This window comes from Panacagrimonas perspica (assembly GCF_004364935.1).
Lineage (GTDB): Bacteria > Pseudomonadota > Gammaproteobacteria > Nevskiales > Nevskiaceae > Panacagrimonas > Panacagrimonas perspica.
On record NZ_SOBT01000009.1, the window covers coordinates 318560 to 336844 of the forward strand.

Here is an 18285-nt window from a genome sequence, read left to right on the forward strand (position 1 = left end):
GGACTATCCACGGTCGGCTCCCGCAATGCGATCCACCAGCGCCACGACGCTACGCAGCGGGACCACCAGCCAGTCCGGCCGATTGGCCGCCTCGTAGACGATTTCATGCGCCGCGCGCTCCAGCAGGACCAGCTCGAGCAGCGCGTCCGCATCGGCGGGATCGGCCGGCGGAAACGGCATTTGCGCGCAGGCCGCGCGCCAGGCATCCAGGAAGGCCGGACCGCAACCCTGCCGGAACGATTCGAACAGGGCGCGCCGCGCATCGGCCGCGTTCGGATCCTCCGAACGCGTCTGCGCGCGCTCGCAGACCTCGGCCGCGTACTCGAACGAGCGCAGCATGCCGGCGACATCGCGCAGCGGCGTGCTCAGCGCGCGACGCTCCTCCAGCGTCCGCGCCGGCTCGCCTTCGAAGTCGACGAAATACGCGTCGCCCTGGGCCACCAGCACCTGCCCCAGGTGCAGATCGCCGTGGATGCGGATCTGGATGCCGCCCTGCGCCCGCTGCGCCTGCGCCGGGATTCGCTCGCGCACCTGCGCAGCCTTGTCCAGCACGTGCGTCGCCAGTTGCGCCAGATCTGCCGACAGCGGCGCCGTCGGTGATTCGAGCAGCCGCGTCAGATGGGCGCAGGCCTCGTCGAGCCGTGCGGCGACACGCTGCGCCAGGCGCTCGCAATCCTGCGGCTGCATCGGACCGGGATTGAAGGCCGCCGAATCGACAGGCGCCGCCAGGGCCATGTGCATCTCGCCCAGGCGTCCGCCGAGCGTTGCGGCGAATGCCATCAACTCGCCCAGCGGAGCGGGCGCGCTGCTGCGCGCTTCCGCGGAAGCCATCGCGAGATCGCGTTGTGCGCGCTGCAGGATGTTCTGTACCCAGCTCCAGGCGTCGCCCTGATTGTGGAGGAAGCGCTGGACCACGCCCAGGACCGTCGGCGTGCCGTCCGCATCGACCTGCACGATCTGGCCGAGCAGCGGCGGCGTGTTGCGAAAGCCGCGTTCGGCCAGCGCCAGCCCCATCTCCGCCTCGGGGTGCACGCCGCGCGTGAGCTTGCGGTAGAGCTTCACCATCGCGTGATCGCCCACCACCAGCGAGGTGTTGGATTGCTCCACCGACAGGCGCCGGATCTCCGCGTTCTCCGGGATCTCCATCGCCAGGAAAGCCGGCGTCGGCAGGAAGTGCAATTCGCCGTTGGCGAGCGGAAGGTGCGTCTGGCTGCGCAGCATCGACAGCAGCGCCTGGGTCAGCGCATCGATCGTCATCGCATCGGTCAGCAGGCTCACCTTGGCGCCGCGCCGCACGCGCGCCAGTGCGAGCTGCTGCGGCAGCGCGCTGATCACCGAGGTCTCGGGCAGCAGGCCCAGCGGCAGCAGATAGCGATCGACCTGCTCGCCGGAATCGACGGCGAGCTGCAACAGCATCATCTCCTTCTGGGCGTGCGGAATCGGGATGATCTGCTCGATACGCACTTCATCGAGCTGCTGGTTCTTGCCGGCGAACCAGCGCCGGCGCGGCAGGTAGGCCGGAAGGATTTCGCGCTCGAGGCGGCGACGAGGCGCTTCTTCCATCAGTTCCGACAGGCCGCCGCGCAGCACGAACGTCGTGTATTCGGGCAGTGGCTCGGGCGGCACCGCATACCACGTGGGCATGTGGGCCTTCTCGGCCAGCTCGAACCAGTGGAAGCCGTACGGCGCCAGCGTGAGCAGATACGGAAGCTGGCCGATCGGCGGGAACGCGGATCCGCCGAGCATCTCCACCGGTACGCGCCCGGAGAACAGCGACAGGTTCAGCTCGACCGCCTGCGCCGAACGCGACAGGTTGGCCACGCACAGGATCAGCTCCGACGGCCCGCCCTCGGGCGGCTCGTACTGGCGCAGATACGCCACGATGCGGCGATTGGCCGGATACAACAGCTTGATCGTGCCGCGCCCGAAAGCCTTGAAGCGCTTGCGCGTCGCCAGCATGCGGCGCGTCCAGTTCAGCAGTGAATGCGGATCGCGCTGCTGCGTTTCGACGTTGTTCGCCTGGTATCCGTAGACCGGATCCTGGATCGGCGGCAGCACCAGGCGCGCAGGATCGGCGCGCGAGAATCCGCCGTTGCGATCCGGCGACCACTGCATCGGCGTGCGCACGCCATCGCGATCGCCCAGGTAGATGTTGTCGCCCATGCCGATCTCGTCGCCGTAGTAGATGACCGGTGTGCCGGGCATCGACAGCAGCAGCGAGTTGAGCAGTTCGATGCGCGCGAAATCGCGCTCCACCAGCGGCGCGAGGCGACGGCGGATACCGACGTTCAGGCGCGCACGGCGATCGGCCGCGTAGGTGTTCCACAAGTAGTCGCGTTCGCTCTCGGTGACCATCTCGAGCGTCAGCTCGTCGTGGTTGCGCAGGAATACGGCCCACTGGCAGTTGGACGGGATATCCGGCGTCTGGCGCAGGATGTCGGTGATCGGGAAGCGGTCTTCCTGCGCCACCGCCATGTACATGCGCGGCATCAGCGGGAAGTGGAACGCCATGTGGCATTCGTCGCCGAGGATCTCCGGCGCCGTGCCCGGCGCGACCGGTTTGTCGGACACCTTGCCGCCGAAGTAGTGCTGCACGTCCTCGGGCCACTGGTTGGCCTCGGCCAGCAGCATGCGGCCGGGATAGTCCTTGTCGACTTCCGCCCGCAGGCGCTTGAGCACCGCGTGGGTCTCGGCGAGATTCTCGTTGTTGGTGCCCTCGCGCTCGATCAGATACGGCACCGCGTCCAGGCGCAGGCCGTCGACGCCCAGTTCCAGCCAGAAGCGCATCGCGCTGAGCACGGCGCGGATCACCTGCGGATTGTCGAAATTCAGATCCGGCTGGTGCGAATAGAAGCGGTGCCAGAAATAGGCTTTCGCGACCGGATCCCAGGTCCAGTTCGACGGCTCGGTGTCGACGAAGATGATGCGCGTGCCGGTGTACTTCACCGGGTCGTCCGTCCACACGTAGAAGTCGCGATGCACGGAACCCGGCGGGGCGTTGCGCGCGCGCTGGAACCACGGATGCTGGTCCGAGGTGTGATTGATCACCAGCTCGGTGATCACGCGCAGGCCGCGGCGATGCGCCTCGGCGATGAAGCGGCGCGCGTCGGCCATCGTCCCGTAGTCCGGACTGACGCCGCGATAGTCCGCCACGTCGTAACCGTCGTCGCGACGCGGCGAGGGATAGAACGGCAGCAGCCAGATCGTGTTCACGCCCAGATTGACGATGTAGTCGAGCTTCTGGATCAGCCCGTTGAAATCGCCGATGCCGTCGTCGTTCGAATCGAAGAACGACTTCACATGCAGCTGATAGATCGCCGCGTCCTTGTACCAGAGCGGATCCTGGCTGAAGGCCGGTTCGGGCTTTGCGCGACGGCTGCGCCGCGGGCGCGGTTTGATCATCGTGGGATCGTTCATGCGTGTGCTCCCGCGGCGCGGCGCAGGTGCCAGATCGCGAACGGCATCTCCTGCGGCACGAAGCGCCAGTGCTGGCGGCGGTCGTGCCAGACGAAGCGCCGGCCCGACATGAGTTCCTCGGATTCGAGCGCCCCGCCCGCCGCGACCCCGAGCGCATCGAACGGCAGATCGAATTGCGTCTCCTGCGCCGCGTGCGGATCCAGGCTCACCGCCACCAGCACGAGCTCGTCCGCGCCCGGGAGCTGGCGCGCGTAGACCAGCACCTGGTCGTTGTCCGAATGCTGGAGCTGGAAATGCAGATGCGATTGCAGCGACGGATGCTCGCGGCGCAGGCGGTTCAGGCGCGTGATCTCGCCCACGATGTTGCCGGGCGCGCCCCAGTTGCGATGGCGCAGCTCGTATTTTTCCGAATCCAGGTATTCCTCGCCGTTGGGCAACGCGGCGCCTTCGCAGAGCTCGAACCCGCTGTACATGCCCCAGAGGCCGGAGAGCGTGGAGGCCAGCGCCGCGCGGATCAGGAAACCCGGACGCCCTGCGTCCTGCAGGAAGCGTGGATTGATGTCGGGTGTGTTGACGAAGAAGTGCGGCCGGTAGAAATCCCGCGGCGCCTGTTGCGTCAACTCGGTCATGTACTCGCCGAGTTCGCGCTTGCTGTTGCGCCATGTGAAGTACGTGTAGCTCTGCGAGTACCCGATCTTGGCCAGGCGATACATCATCGCGGGCCGCGTGAAGGCTTCCGACAGGAACAGCACATCCGGATGACGCGTGTGGATGTCGGCGATCAGCCACTCCCAGAACGGCAACGGCTTGGTGTGCGGATTGTCGACGCGAAAAGTGTGGATTCCTTCCGCGATCCAGTGCTCGATCACGTCGCGCCATGCCAGCCACAGCGAGGGCAGCGCGCCTTCGTTGTAGAACTCGACGTTGACGATGTCCTCGTATTTCTTCGGCGGATTCTCCGCACAGCGCACGCTGCCATCGCTGCGCCACGTGAACCATTCGGGATGCTCGCGCAGCCAGGGATGATCGGGCGAACACTGGATGGCGATGTCGAGCGCCAGCTCCATGCCGTAGCCCGCTGCTGCATCACGCAGACGCCGCAGCGCTTCGATGCCGCCGAGCGCCGGATGCACCGCGTCATGGCCGCCTTCGGAGCTGCCGATCGCATACGGACTGCCGGGATCGGTCGGCGTCGCGACGAGGCTGTTGTTGCGTCCCTTGCGCTTGGTCGTTCCGATCGGATGGATCGGCGGCATGTAGAGAACGTCGAATCCCATTGCCGCAATCGATGGCAGTCGCGCAATCACATCGTCGAACGTGGCGTGCTGACCGGGCGCGCCCTGCGATCGCGGGAACAGTTCGTACCAGCTCGCGAAGCCTGCACGCGTGCGTTCGACGATCACGCAGAACTCGCTCGCATGCCGCGACGCAAAGCCGCGCGGCAGCCGGGCGGACATCAACTCGGCGACACCTTCGTCGAGCAGCAGCATCAGCTTCTCGGGTGGCGACAGGTCTTCGAGCCGCAGGAGCAACGTGGCCAGACGCGCGTCGGGATCGGCGTCGCGCGACGCCGCGCGGATCCGCTCGACGCCATCGACCAGATCCTGTTCGCTCACCTTGTTCGCGGCCTGCAGTCGAAGCAGAACGCGCCGGTAGCTGCCCCAGGCGTCGATCCATCCTTCGACGGTGAACAGGTGGCGGCCCGTCTTCGTCGGCAGCATCTGAACGCGAAAGCGGTCATTGCCCAGCGAGCGCATCGGCAGACGCTGTGCTTCGCCACCGGGCTGGCGGAGGATCAGCTCGGCGGCAATCGCCTCGTGTCCGTCCGCGTACACATCGGCCTCGAACACCAGCGGCTGTCCCACGGTGGCCTTCGCCGGAAAGCGTCCATCGTCGACAGAAGGCTGGAGACGGTCGATGACCACGCGCGGCGATCGCATCGAGCGCTCGAGAAGCTGTTGTGCGCGGTCGGTGGCGACCGGCGCCTTGCGGGCCTGGAGATTCACGAGAGCACCCCGCGACGCAGGGGCGACGTGACGGCCGCGTTGTGGAAAGAAAGAGGACGCGAAACGCGAAAGAACGACGCACGCGCAGGCGCTGAATCCTGAGTGAGGCTCATGATCGGAGTCCGCAGCTGATGACGAGGGAACCTTCGGAGTGGCGAAGGGTTTCCCTGGGGCACAAGATTCGTACCCGGCATTCGCAGCGTTTATTCGCGGTTCATTCCGAAAAATGCGCGTATCCCGCCCGGAAGGCATGCAGGACGCATGAACGCCGCGCTCAGCCTTTCGTTTTGCGATGCCGGCGCGCGAACACTTCCATGAACCCGTAGCCCACCGCGGCGGCGGCAAAGGGAACCAGGAAGTAGACGGCACGGAACGCGAGAATGCCGGCCAGCGCCTGGACCTCGTCGAGATCGGTCGCCATCAATGTCGTGAAGCTGCCTTCGAGGACACCGACATTGCCCGGCACGTGCAGCGCCGCACCCGCGATGCTGCACGCGAACAGGGCCTCGATGACGCGCACGAACGTCAGGTGCGCCGGCAGCAACATCCACAGCGACACCGTCATCAGCAGCCAGCTCACTGACGACAGCGAGAGCTGCGCCGCCGCCATCGGCAAGGTCGGCATGCGCATCTGCTGGCCGCGCACGCGACAGGTCCATCCGCGCCGGCGACCGATGACGCAGGCGGCGAGGTAGGCGCCGATGATTGCCAGCATCAGCACGCCCACGCCACGGATCGCGACGACGGGTATGTTCCAGGCCTCGGGCAGCGCAGGAGGCCAGAACAGCAGCAACAGGCCCGCGAGCAGCGTGAATCCGCTCCAGTTGGTGACGACCGCGAGCACGATGATGCGCGCTACGACCGCCACCGGAAGCCCGAATCGCGTATAGAGGCGGACGCGAAACGCCCAGCCGCCGACCAGCGCGCCGAGATTCAGCGAGAACGCATACGCGATCGCGTTGATCGCGAACACCCGGCGCCTGGGCATGAAGTGGCCCGTGTACCAGCGGCCGATCAGGTCGTAGCTGCCGGAACACAGATGGCCGAGCGCGGCCGCGACGAAGGCCAGTCCCAGTTCGAACGCGGTATAGCCGGCAAGCGCGTCGCCGACGGCTTCCCAGTCGACCTGACGCGCGCGCGCGAAGATCAGTGTCGCCACGCCGGTGAAGAAGAGGATGATCAGCACCCGCCAGATCACCGCCCGGATTCGTCTCGGGGGAGGGCCGGCGAGCGGTATCCCAGCCGCGTGCGTCGAAGCGGCGTCGGGGACAGCAGGTGCAGAATCCATCCGGACCGGCGTGCGCAATCGGCGTACCCGCCCACGCGGAACGTTGCTTGCTTGTGTCCAGCTTCGCCAACCGGATATCTCTCTATCGTGACCGTCGCGCCCGCGCAGAACCTTCCGCTCCCCGAGGCCCCGGCCGATGCCGGGCCGAGCGTGCTGAAGATCCTCACGCTCAACACGCACAAGGGCTTCACGTCCTTCAATCGCCGTCTCGTGCTGCACGAACTGCGCGACGCTGTCCGCGGCGTCTCGGCAGACCTGGTGTTCCTGCAGGAAGTCATCGGCGAACACAGTGCGCATCCGGTGCGCTTTCCGTTGTGGCCGGAAAAATCGCAGTACGAATTTCTCGCCGATTCGATCTGGCAGGCGCATGCCTACGGCCGCAATGCGAGCTATCCGGAAGGCCATCACGGCAATGCGCTGCTGTCCAAGTTTCCGATCCTCAGCCAGCAGAACCACGACGTCTCCGTCGGCGGTCCCGAGCGGCGTGGACTGCTGCATTGCGCGATCGACATTCCGGGGCGCTCGCACCCGCTGCACGCCATCTGTGTGCATCTGGGCCTGCGTGGGTCCCACCGCCTGCGCCAGATGGACATGATGTGCGAACTGATCGAACGCGAGATTCCACCCGATGCGGCGCTGATCGTCGCCGGCGACTTCAATGACTGGCGCATCCGTGCCAATGCACGCCTGTGGAAGCGCGCGCAGCTGCGGGAAGTGTTTCTCGAGCATCGCGGGCAGTCCGCGCGGACCTTCCCGGCGCGGTGGCCGTTGCTGCGCCTGGACCGCGTGTACGTGCGCAACGTCTCGGTCCGCGATATGTCGGTGCTGTCGCTGCGTCCCTGGTCGCACCTGTCCGACCATGCGGGACTGCTCGTCGAGGTGGCGATTTGAACACCGTGACGACGGCAACCCACAGGAAACCAGGCGCTGCCGACGACGGACCGGGCACCTGGACCTACGGCAACGACGTCCGGCTGCTGGTCAACGGCGAGGAGTACTACCCCGCCGTCTTTGCGGCCATGAACGAAGCGTCCACGGAAATCCTGCTGGAGAGCTTCCTGGTGTTCGACGACGAGGTCGGTCGCGAACTCAAGAAGGTTCTGGAGGACGCCGCCCGACGCGGCGTCCGGGTCGTGGCGACGATCGATCACTACGGCTCGCCCGACCTGCCACGCGAGTTCATCACCGAGCTGATCGACGCCGGCGTCGACTTCCGCTATTTCGATCCGCAACCCCGCCTGATGGGTGTGCGCACGAACATGTTCAGGCGCCTGCACCGCAAGATCGTCGTCGTCGATCGCCAGCGCGCTTTCGTCGGCGGCATCAACTACTCGATCGATCACCTTCGCAAGCACGGAGCGGAGTCCAAGCAGGACTACGCGGTGGAACTCAAGGGCCCCATCGTCGAGCACTTCCGCCTGCTCGTCGAAGGTCTCCTGAACAATCGCCCGTTCCCACGCAACAAGCCCTGGTGGCGCAGCCGGGTCTCGCCGGTCTCCTCGGACCGCGCGATGGAAAAAGGAGTGCCCGCGCTCGCCGTCTGGCGTGACAACGACCGTCACAAGGATGATATCGAGCTGCACTACCGGTCCGCGATCCGGCAGGCGAAGAAAGACATCCTGATCGCGAACGCCTACTTCTTTCCCGGCTATCGGCTGGTTCGCGACATGCGCCGCGCCGCTCGCCGCGGCGTGCGTGTGCGCCTGGTGCTGCAGGGGGGATCAGCCGACAAGGCGCTGCCGACGTATGCCGCCCGCTCGCTCTATCGCTACCTCGCACGGGCCGGTGTCGCCGTGTACGAATATTGCGAACGCCCGTTGCACGGTAAGGTCGCGGTCATCGACGACGAATGGGCGACCGTGGGTTCGAGCAATCTCGACCCGAGCAGCCTGTCCTTGAATCTCGAGGCCAACGTGATCACGCATCACGCGGGTTTCGCCTCGCTGCTCAGGGACGAGATCGAGACGCTGATCGAGCACCACTGCCTGAGCATCGAACGCAAGGATTTCCACGAAGAGGCTGCGTGGCGTCGCTGGGCGGGATTTGTCGTATTCCACCTGATGCGCCAGTTTCCGTATTGGGATCGCTGGCTGCCGCATCGGGAGCAACCCATCCTGCCGGCGACGAAGGCTGTCGAATTGGCGCCTCCGCCAGAGCCGCCCGCCGAGTCCGTCGACGCAACCGCGACGCGCGCCTAGCCACTGCGAAGACGTAGCCCGGGCGAAGCCCGGGGTTGCGCTCCGGATCAGAGAGGCACCCCGGGCTGCATCACTTACATCACCTTGCGGAATTCCGCCGGCGGCACCTTCAACATGCGCCGGTACTTGGTGACCGTGCGTCGCGCGATGCGAATGCCCTGCTGCTGCAGCAGCGCCGCGATATCCACGTCCGACAACGGCTGACTGCGGCGTTCCGCCCCGATCATCCCGTGGATGATGTTGCGCACCGACGCCGCGCTGCAGGCAGGGCCGTCCTTGCGCGGCAGTTCGCGCGAGAAGAAGTGCTTGAACTCGAAGCACCCGCGCGGCGTGCTCATGTACTTGTTGCCGGTGGCGCGCGACACCGTCGACTCGTGCAGACCCAGCTCGACGGCGACGTCACGCAGCACCAGCGGCTTGAGCGCGATGTCACCCTGCTCGAAGAATGCGCGCTGGCGTTCCACGATGAATTGCGCAACGCGCAGGATCGTATCGAAGCGCTGTTCCACGTTGCGCACCAGCCAGCGCGCTTCCTGCAACTGCTGGCTCATCTGCGGATGCGCGCTGCGGCGGCAGCCACGGAACATGTCGACGTAGCTGCGGTTCAAGCGAGCACCGGAGCGGATCGACGGGTTCAGCGCGGCCGTGAGCTTGCCCTTGGATTCGTAGACGATCACGTCGGGAATCACGTAGTCCGGCGCCTTGGCCTGGTAGCGGCTCGCCGGATCCGGATCCAGCCTGCGGATCAGCGCCAAGGCTTCGCGCATCGCCTCTTCTTCACAGTCGAGCCGCTTGCGCAGGCTCTGGAAATCACGACGCGACAGCACGTCGATGTGCTCGGTGAGAATCGTGCGGGCCAGCTCCAGCCCCGGCGTCTCCGGGTCCTTCGCGCGCAACTGCATCAACAGGCACTCGGTCAGCGAGGTGGCGCCGACGCCGACGGGCTCGAACGTACGCACCAGCGCGATGGCGGCCTGCATCTCCTCGGTCGTCATCGGCGGCGAGATCTCCACCTGGTCGAGCGAGGACTGCACGTCCTCGCGCAGGTAGCCGTCGTCGTCGAGCGTCTCGATGACGACCTCGGCGGCGAGCACTTCACGCTCGCTGCAACGCGAGGCGTAGAGCTGGCTGCGCAGGAAGTCGCGCAGTCCCCTGGTTTCACCGACCCAGCCGAGCTGAGGTCCGTCCTCGTCGCTCGACGCTGCGCCTGGCGTGCGCTCGAACGCAAAATCATCCGGCGGCGCATCCGACTGCAAGCCTTCGGCGCGCTCCACCATCGGATCGGCTTCGGCGAGCGCCGTGTTCTCCGTACCATCGGTGACCAGCGCGGCCGGTTCCATCATCGCGTCGGCGGTAGGAGCCGCTTCGGTGACGGCGTCGATATCGGGTGTGGCGGTCGAGGTTGCGGCTTCGACTTCCTCGGATTCCTCGAGGAAGGGATTGGTCATCACCGAATTGCGCAGTTCCAATTCGAAGTCGACGGCGGAAAGTTGGAGCAAGCGGATCGCCTGCTGCATGCGCGGCGAGATCGTGAGGTTCTGTCTCGTGCCGAGTCCCAGTGATACAGACATACGGTCTCCTGATTCCAGTTTTTGGATGAGTGTTCTGAACCGTTCATGGCAATGCCCATGCCATCGCCGGATCACGTCGGAGCGGCGTATCCCGTGATCCGGAGAAGCGGCCGGCATCACGCTCGCAAGCTGCATGGCGCCTGCACGTGCGGCTTGCATCCTGCGCGGAAGATGCACGCCACCGTCACCCGGGGGAAACGGAAACTCCTGCAATAACAACGACACTCGGAGACGACTGCCATTGGCACGATGCGTGGAACCAGAACAGCGGACGACATGCTCGCGTGACGTCCGGACCGCCCCCCAGACGGTCCTGCAGCGGCCTCTCCTCCCTGTGCGGCCGCTGCTGGAGTGAACATGTTTCGATTGCATGTTCGTTCCATGTTCAGAGAGGCAGCTCCCCGGCTGCCTCTCTTTTTTTTGTCCGGCCGGCCGTGCGCGTTGCGCGTGTATCCCGCCGCACCGGGCACATTCCTTGAGGACTCCGTTGCTGCAGAACTACGGAAAATCACTCAAGCAAAGGAGTCATCTCGATGAAGAACAACCAGGAAGCTGTTTCCACGCTCAACAACCTGATCGAAATCTCGCGCGACGGCGAGATGGGGTTCATGGCCGCCGCAGAGAAGGCGGATGACCCGGGTCTCAAGAGCCTGTTGCAGGATCGGTCGCGAAGCTGTGCCAGTGCGACCAGCGAATTGCAGGGTCTGATCCGCTCACTGGGCGGAACGCCCGAAGACAGCGGCACCATTGCTGGCGCCGTCCATCGCGGCTGGACCAAGGTCCGCGCCGCGGTGGGCGACAACAATGTCGCGGTGCTCGAGGAAGTCGAGCGGGGCGAAGACGTCGCCAAGAGCGCTTACGCCAAGGCGCTGAAGGCCGATCTGCCCGCCGACATTCGCCAGACGATCGATCTGCAGTACCAGGGCGTGCTGCGCAATCACGACCGCGTGCGCGATCTTCGCAACCAGTACCGCGCGTCGAAGCACTGACGCGACGACGCGGACGGCGCGCATCGCCGATCCGCGGAACACGCGACATCGAGGCGGGGCCGGATACGTTGTCGTCCGGCCCCGCTTTTTTTCTGCCGTCATCTCGTCTTCACGCCCTCGCCCGCAGGAGCAACCCCATGGCAAGACCCATCTGGACCGGCGCGATCTCGTTCGGCCTCCTGAATATCCCGGTTCAGCTCATGCCGGCGGAACGGCGCATCGATCTGCGTTTCCACATGCTCGACAGCCGCAACCAGAAGCGCGTGCGCTACGAGCGCGTGAATGCCGACACCGGCGAGGAAGTGCCGTGGAAGGACGTCGTGAAGGCTTTTGAATACAGCAAGGGAAATTACGTGGTACTCGAAGAAGAGGACATCCGCAACGCCGCACCTGAGAGCAAGGAGTCGGTGGACATCGAGGCCTTCGTCGATCCCGAAGAGCTCGGCCCGATGTATTTCGACCGTCCCTACTACCTGGTGCCGACCCGAAAGTCGGAGAAGGGCTATGTCCTGTTGCGCGAGACGTTGCGGGATCTGAAAAAGGCCGGGCTTGCGCGCGTCGTGATCCGTACGCGCGAGCATCTGGCACTGGTCCTGCCGGACGAGGAGGCGCTGGTGCTGCACCTGCTGCGCTTCCCGCAGGAACTGGTCGATCGCGACGAGTACAGCTTTCCGGGCAAGAGCGACCGCAGCTACAAGATCGCGCCGCGCGAGCGCGAGATGGCGCGCCAGCTCGTGTCGTCGATGTCCGCACCGTTCAAGCCGTCGGACTACCGCGATGAATTCCGTGACCGTCTTTCCAAGGTCATCCAGGCGCGCGTGAAGGCCAAGGGCAAGGGCAAGAAGCGCGTGGAGCCCGTGACCGATGCTCACGACGAACATCAGGAGTCCGGCAAGGTCGTCGACTTCATGGCGCTGCTGAAGAAGAGCATCGCGGACAACAAGCGCACGCCGGCTGCGACGAAGAAGGCGGGGGCGAAAGCAAAGAAGACCGCGGTGGCACGACGACACCCGGCTCCTGCGCGCAAGGCGAAGGCGCGGGCACGTTGAAGGTAGCCTTTGCGCCCCCGCGCTTCTGTAGTGTGCGCTCCGCGCACGCGATCCCCGCCGGCGGTCGGTGAGGTGCGCGGGGCGCACCCTACGCTCCACCTGCCTTCGGGTTGACGCGAACCTTTCCCACAGGGAGAGGGGCTGGAGATGAGGGAGCGTCTGTTCGAAGTTCCCGGACACTCCCTCATCCGCCCCTTCGGGGCGCCTTCTCCCCGCGGGAGAAGGAACGGCCCGGTACCGAGGCAGTACCGCGGCGTCCTCGCCTCTTGCACTGTCGCCATGACCGTATCCTGCGGATCGAAACACCGCGTGCGGCACCGGATGACCCCGTCGCGTGCCGCGCCGTACGAAGCTTCTGAACTTCTCGCAGTTTCTGCTGACCAACGCTTGCAACAACCACTTGGCACAGTGTTCGCTACAAGGCTGCAGGCTCAGGCGATCGACACACCGACTCACGCTCTGCCCCGACGATTTCGCTGACCTCCTGTTCGGTGAGAAGTAACAATCCGAATGTATTGCACGGGGAGTAGGTCCTCCGATCAGGTTGACAGCACCAACGCAGAAAAAGCCCCGGCTCGCATCGACGAGCCGGGGCTTTTTCGTGAACGGCGCCGCGAGCGGTGAGAAGGGATCAGTGGACCGTGGGCGCCGGCGGCGCGATGGCCGCGGGCACCGGCGAGGCCGACGATGCCGCTGCGTTCGCGGTGACCCGCCAGATGCGGTTGCCGACATCGTCCGCAACCAGCAGGGCGCCCTGTGCGTCGATGGTGACGCCCACCGGCCGGCCACGCGCCTCGCCCGCCTCCTCGTCGAGGAAGTCGACGAGCACGTCCTGCGGCGGACCGACCGGCTTGCCGTCCGCGAACGGCACGAAGATCACCTTGTAGCCGCTGCGCGGGTTCCGGTTCCACGAGCCGTGCTGGCCCACGAACATGCCTTGCGTGTACGGCTCCGGCAGTTGGCTGCCCCTTGCACTGCTCAGGCCCAGCGACGCGGTATGCGGTCCGAGCGCGTAGTCCGGCACCAGCGCCTTCTCGACCATGTCGGGACGCGGCGGCTTCACGCGATCGTCCACATGCGCGCCGTAGTAGCTCCACGGCCAGCCGTAGAAACCGCCCTCCTTCACCGCGGTCATGTAGTCCGGCACCAGGTCGCTGCCGATCTCGTCGCGCTCATTGACTGCCACCCACAGCTCACCGCTGGTCGGCTCCCACGCCATGCCCACCGGATTCCGCAGCCCGTCCGCGTAGATCCGGCGTGCACCACTGGCGGCATCGATCTCGAGAATCGCAGCGCGTTCCGTCTCGATCTCCAGTCCGTGCTCGGCGACATTGCTGTTGGAGCCGACACCGACGTACAGCTTGCTGCCGTCGGCCGAGGCGATGAGGCTCTTGGTCCAGTGATGGTTGCGCGGACCCCCGGGAAGTTCGGCCACGAGTTCGCGCGTGGTCTTGTCTGCCACGCCGTCCGGCGTGTAGCGGAAACGCAGCAGCGCGTCCGCGTCGGCGACGTAGAAACGGTCACCGACCAGCGCCATGCCGAACGGAGAATTGAGGTCTTCGAGAAACGGCAGGCGCTCGTCGGCAACGCCGTCGTGGTCGGTATCGCGCAGCAACGTGATGCGATTGGCGCTGGGCACGCCCGCGCCTGCGCGCTTCATGACGAAGCCCTGGATCCGGTTCTTGAAGCCCTTGCCTTCGTCCGGCCGTTTCGGCGCGTTGGTCTCTGCGACCAGCACGTCGCCATTGGGCAACACATAGAGCCAGCGCGGGTGGTCCAGGCCCTCGGCGAAGGCGTTCACCTGCAGGCCGGTGGCGGCCTTCGGCGCCATGCCCTGCGGCCAGCCGCTCGCCTTCGCGATGTTCACCGTCGGGAACATCGCCTTGGCGGGCGCGGGCAGCTTCGGCGACGGCCCCGTGCCGTCCGAGACCGGCAGGCTGGCCGGTGCGGAACATGCCAGCAGCCCGAGCAACAACAGCGGCGCGAGCGCCAGGTGAAAGAGGGGCTTCATGACTCGAATGCTCCGTTGGTTGTCTCGATCGCGTTGCGGCACTGCGACGCAGGTCCTGCCCGTCGGCATCCTCATGCCAGCGTGAGTTCGCCTGCGTGCGTGCGTCGGCGGATCTCCACCAGCAATCTCGACTGTAGCTGGCCGCGTCGAGAGACATCGCCCCGGACCCAGGCGACGGTCTCGATCGTCACGCCCCCGGCGTCCATTCCGGTGATGTTGACCTCCGGTTCGCGCGGCGCCAGCGCGTCCTGGATGGACTTGAGCGATTCGCGGATGACCTTCAAGCCTTCTTCGGGATCCTGCGAATTGGCCAGCTTGAACGTGAGCTGCAAAGCGCTGACGCCGTCGCCGTTGGCGAAGTTGCGCACGGTCTCGGTGATGAATTTCTGGTTGGGCACGATCGCCGCCGCACCGCGTACCGTCCGCAACACGGTGCTGCGGGCGTTGATGGCCACCACGTCGCCCTCGATGCCGCCGATCTCGATGCGGTCTCCGATCTTCACCGGCTGCTCGAACATCACGATCAGGCCGCTGACGAAATTGCTGACGATGTTCTGCAGGCCGAAACCCAGGCCGACACCGATGGCGCCGGCGAGCACGCTGAGCGCACTGAGCTTGAGGCCCACGTTCTGCATGATCAGCGAGATGCCGAAGATCAGCAGCACGTACTGCAGCATCGTGGCGATCGTCATCCGCGTACCGACATCGAGCGGACTGTGCTGCAACAGCTTGACGACGCGATTGCGCAACCAGCGCGTGACGGCCACCAGAACGACCAGCGCCAGCATCGTCTTGAGGATGGTGCTGACGCGCACCGACGTCTGGTCGAGCGTGAACAGCGAGACGTCCCACTGCGACATCGCCAAGATCCACTCGTTGAAACCCTCCAGCATCTCCAACTCCTTTGTCAGCCCGTCGCCTTGAAGGCGGGAGCCGGCGCGCGCAGGAAACGTGCCCGCTAAGAGTCTGCAAATTCGCGGGTCGCGTACCCGGATCCGTGGATTCTGCGCACCGTCGCCACGCAGAGGGCTGTTGCTCGCGCGTGTATCGCCCGATATCCGGAATGCTCGGCGAGGCATGCGCGTTGCGGCCCTTGATCCATCGGACTTACTTGCAGGGTTCGAGACTTCACTTCATGAACGGGCAAGCACTGGAGAGACGATGAACAACCAGAAACCCAATCGAGTCGAACGCGGTACGCAGCGGCCTCGCAGCAATGGTCCCAATGATCGAGAGCGTCATCAGATGGGCGATCCGACGCATTACCGCTCGCAGTTCGGCAGCCGCGATGGTGGGCGCGCAAGCAGCTGGGACCCGGATTCCGCACAAGGCCGCCAGATGGGCGCAGGCGATGATCGCTTCGGCGGCTACACCGGGAACTACGGCCACGGCGAAAGCTACGACCCGCAGCATCACGGCGGGCATCCGGTTGCGTGGGATGAGGAGGGCTTGGCTTATCCCGAGCCGGGACGTCATCGCCACGACGTTCAGGGCGGACGCGCCGGATCAGCAGAATCGGCCGGCGCGGACTGGTCGCGAGGACCGGATCGCTACTACTGGCACAACCGCTACGGCGGCAGTTCGCAGTTCGGTCCCAATGGACCGAGCAACTTCGCCCCGCGCACGCTCGCCCATCGACGCGGCTTCGAACCGGAGCGATCCGGCGATCCTCGCTACGGCCGATCCGGACAGCCGGACTGGAGCGGAGAATCGTTTGCCGGCGGACGCGACGCCTGGAGTGGCAACAACCGGAGCTACGGCATTCCATCGGGCAACGACCCCGGCGGCTACCGCTTCAACAGCACCTGGGATGGCGACGGCACGCACCACTGGAGCGGCAGCAACTGGGCCAATGATCAGGACTGGCAACAAGGCCCACGCCGCACGTCCGCGCCCGGCGCCCGCCAGGGTGGTCGCACCCCGAAGGGCTATACGCGATCGGATGAACGTATTCGCGATGACGTCTGCGAGACGCTGTATCGCGCGCACGACATCGACGTGAGCGACGTCAGTGTCGAATCGAAGAACGGCACGATCACGCTGGAAGGCACGGTTTCCGACCGCCGCATGAAGCACCGGATCGAGGATCTCTGCGAGCACTGCATCGGCGTCAACGACGTCGACAACCGGATTCGCGTGGTACGCGAGACCTCGTCGGGATTTTCGGCGGATCGGACTCGCGACGAAGGCAATGCCGATGAGCGCGCCAGCAACAGGGTGCTCACGTCGTCCAAGAAAGGCACGACGCCCGGCAGCACGCCGCATTGAGCGGCGTCTGCTGACACCCGGAATATTTCGCGGCGGACGAGCCGCATCCGACGGGGAAGGGGCCTGGACCTTTGAGGTTCGGGCCTCTTTTTTTGGGTGAGCGCTCCGTAGCCCGGGCGAAGCCCGGGGAACTCAGGGTTCAATGGATGACGCGTCAGTGCTCGACGATCTCGGGCTACGGTCGCAGACGAGTCGCAACGCCCGCCTCAGGATTTCGCACTCCCGCGCAGCATCTTGGCGGCGACCTCGGCGACGTGGCGACCCTGGAAGCGTGCGCCGTCGAGTTCGTTGGCGCTCGGCTGCCGCTCCCCCGTTCCGCCGGCGATTGTCGTGGCACCGTACGGCGCGCCGCCGGTGACTTCGTCGAGCTTCATCTGGCCCTGGAACGAATACGGCAACCCGACGATGACCATTCCGAAGTGAAGCAGGTTGGTGATGATCGAGAACAGCGTCATCTCCTGGCCGCCGTGCTGTGTGGCGGTGGAGGTGAAGACCGAACCCACCTTGCCGACCAGAGCGCCGCTCGCCCACAGGCCACCGGTCTGATCGAGGAACGCCGCCATCTGCGAGCACATGCGCCCATACCGCGTCGGCGCGCCGACGATGATCGCGTCGTAGCGCGCAAGATCGTCCACCTTTGCGATCGGTGCCGTCTGATCGAGCTTGAAGTGCGATTTCTTCGCTACGTCTTCAGGTGCGGTCTCCGGCACGCGCCGGATGTCCACGTTCGCGCCCGCACCGCGCGCGCCCTCGGCAATGGCTTCCGCCATCTTCTCCACGTGCCCATAACTCGAGTAGTAGAGCACCAGGATTTTCGCACTCATCGGTCGTTCTCCTTGGAAGTTTCGTGATGGATCCACCCCGCGCGCCGAGCGGCGTGCCGACCCAGAATGCCACGCCGCAGGCGACGCGCCCGGCGCCGCCGCCGAGCGGCTTCGGTTGATCGGCGTGCTTGTCGTCGCGGCATGGCGGCAGCCCGACGCCGGCGACCGGACGATGACTTCGGATGCGTGCGGAGTGGGCGTATTCATGAATCCGGTCGGAGAGCGGTTGCGGCATTCATTCATCTGAACGGCGCACAATCGGACCTCCAGCTGATCGATCTTTCTTCGACGATGCCGCGACGCGTACAGATGCGCAGAACCGCGGGGTGGCGCAAGCCGCCCGGCGTCTTCTATGTGGGACGCCCGACCGAATGGGGCAATCCGTGGCGCGTCGGCGGCAAGGCCCACGGCGCCCTCGATCCGGCCACCGCCGTTGCGCATTACCAGGACGCGCTGGTGAAAGCACAGCTTCTGGACAAGGCCGGCGTGCCGTTGCTGGATCGTGTGGAAGAACTGCGCGGTCGCGATCTCGCCTGCTGGTGCGATCTCGACAAGCCCTGCCATGCGGACGTGTTGCTGCATTTCGCCAATCGCGAGCGCTGATCGCGCAAACGTCTTCGGCTCGGTGCGAAGCGGCGTTCTTGTTTTCGCATTGGACAAGCGC

General features: G+C 65.6%; 13 protein-coding genes. 6 read left to right on the forward strand and 7 right to left on the reverse strand.

Going from position 1 to position 18285, the window contains the following annotated elements; all coding sequences use genetic code 11:
- Window positions 1-3: 3 nt before the first annotated feature.
- The 3 genes from treS to DFR24_RS12980 form a co-directional block, all read right to left on the reverse strand.
- Window positions 4-3417: a maltose alpha-D-glucosyltransferase gene (gene treS / locus DFR24_RS12970; protein WP_246051651.1), complete on the reverse strand. Its 3414-nt coding sequence runs from the start codon at window positions 3415-3417 to the stop codon at window positions 4-6.
- Complete coding sequence (locus tag DFR24_RS12975; protein ID WP_133882535.1) at window positions 3414-5357, reverse strand: alpha-1,4-glucan--maltose-1-phosphate maltosyltransferase; 1944 nt, start codon at window positions 5355-5357, stop codon at window positions 3414-3416. Before DFR24_RS12975 ends, treS begins: the two co-directional genes overlap by 4 nt.
- Window positions 5358-5697: 340 nt before the next feature.
- Complete coding sequence (locus DFR24_RS12980) at window positions 5698-6609, reverse strand: lysylphosphatidylglycerol synthase transmembrane domain-containing protein (protein ID WP_168710405.1); 912 nt, start codon at window positions 6607-6609, stop codon at window positions 5698-5700.
- Window positions 6610-6798: 189 nt separating this feature from the next.
- On the opposite strand from DFR24_RS12980, the gene DFR24_RS12985 reads away from it, so the two are divergent.
- Window positions 6799-7602 carry an endonuclease/exonuclease/phosphatase family protein gene (locus DFR24_RS12985; RefSeq protein ID WP_407075120.1) on the forward strand — a complete coding sequence of 268 codons (804 nt, stop codon included), beginning with the start codon at window positions 6799-6801 and terminating at the stop codon, window positions 7600-7602.
- A gap of 5 nt (window positions 7603-7607) precedes the next feature.
- The gene (gene clsB, locus DFR24_RS12990; protein WP_133881834.1) at window positions 7608-8909 is read left to right on the forward strand and encodes a cardiolipin synthase ClsB; all 1302 of its coding nucleotides are present in this window, start codon (window positions 7608-7610) and stop codon (window positions 8907-8909) included.
- Between the two features lie 74 nt (window positions 8910-8983).
- Here the strand turns inward: clsB and rpoN are convergent, their stop codons facing one another.
- The gene (gene rpoN, locus DFR24_RS12995) at window positions 8984-10480 is read right to left on the reverse strand and encodes an RNA polymerase factor sigma-54 (protein WP_162851197.1); all 1497 of its coding nucleotides are present in this window, start codon (window positions 10478-10480) and stop codon (window positions 8984-8986) included.
- A gap of 533 nt (window positions 10481-11013) precedes the next feature.
- Between rpoN and DFR24_RS13000 the strand changes: the two genes are divergently transcribed.
- Window positions 11014-11469, forward strand: a complete 456-nt coding sequence (locus DFR24_RS13000) for a PA2169 family four-helix-bundle protein (protein ID WP_133881836.1) — start codon at window positions 11014-11016, stop codon at window positions 11467-11469.
- 137 nt (window positions 11470-11606) lie between these two features.
- Window positions 11607-12518 carry a non-homologous end joining protein Ku gene (gene ku, locus DFR24_RS13005; RefSeq protein WP_133881837.1) on the forward strand — a complete coding sequence of 304 codons (912 nt, stop codon included), beginning with the start codon at window positions 11607-11609 and terminating at the stop codon, window positions 12516-12518.
- 631 nt (window positions 12519-13149) lie between these two features.
- Here ku and DFR24_RS13010 read toward each other — a convergent pair.
- Both DFR24_RS13010 and DFR24_RS13015 read right to left on the reverse strand, forming a co-directional pair.
- Window positions 13150-14529 carry a PQQ-dependent sugar dehydrogenase gene (locus tag DFR24_RS13010; protein WP_168710406.1) on the reverse strand — a complete coding sequence of 460 codons (1380 nt, stop codon included), beginning with the start codon at window positions 14527-14529 and terminating at the stop codon, window positions 13150-13152.
- Between the two features lie 71 nt (window positions 14530-14600).
- A complete protein-coding gene (locus tag DFR24_RS13015) occupies window positions 14601-15422 on the reverse strand; it encodes a mechanosensitive ion channel family protein (RefSeq protein WP_162851198.1) in 822 nt (273 codons plus the stop codon).
- A 268-nt stretch (window positions 15423-15690) separates the two neighbouring features.
- On the opposite strand from DFR24_RS13015, the gene DFR24_RS13020 reads away from it, so the two are divergent.
- Entirely contained in the window at window positions 15691-16797 is a 1107-nt protein-coding gene (locus tag DFR24_RS13020; protein ID WP_210772363.1) for a BON domain-containing protein, read from the forward strand.
- A 206-nt stretch (window positions 16798-17003) separates the two neighbouring features.
- Here the strand turns inward: DFR24_RS13020 and wrbA are convergent, their stop codons facing one another.
- Window positions 17004-17621 (reverse strand): NAD(P)H:quinone oxidoreductase, encoded by a 618-nt coding sequence (gene wrbA / locus DFR24_RS13025; protein ID WP_133881839.1) that lies wholly within the window; start codon window positions 17619-17621, stop codon window positions 17004-17006.
- A 309-nt stretch (window positions 17622-17930) separates the two neighbouring features.
- Between wrbA and DFR24_RS13030 the strand changes: the two genes are divergently transcribed.
- Window positions 17931-18224, forward strand: a complete 294-nt coding sequence (locus tag DFR24_RS13030) for a DUF4326 domain-containing protein (protein ID WP_210772364.1) — start codon at window positions 17931-17933, stop codon at window positions 18222-18224.
- Window positions 18225-18285: the final 61 nt, after the last annotated feature.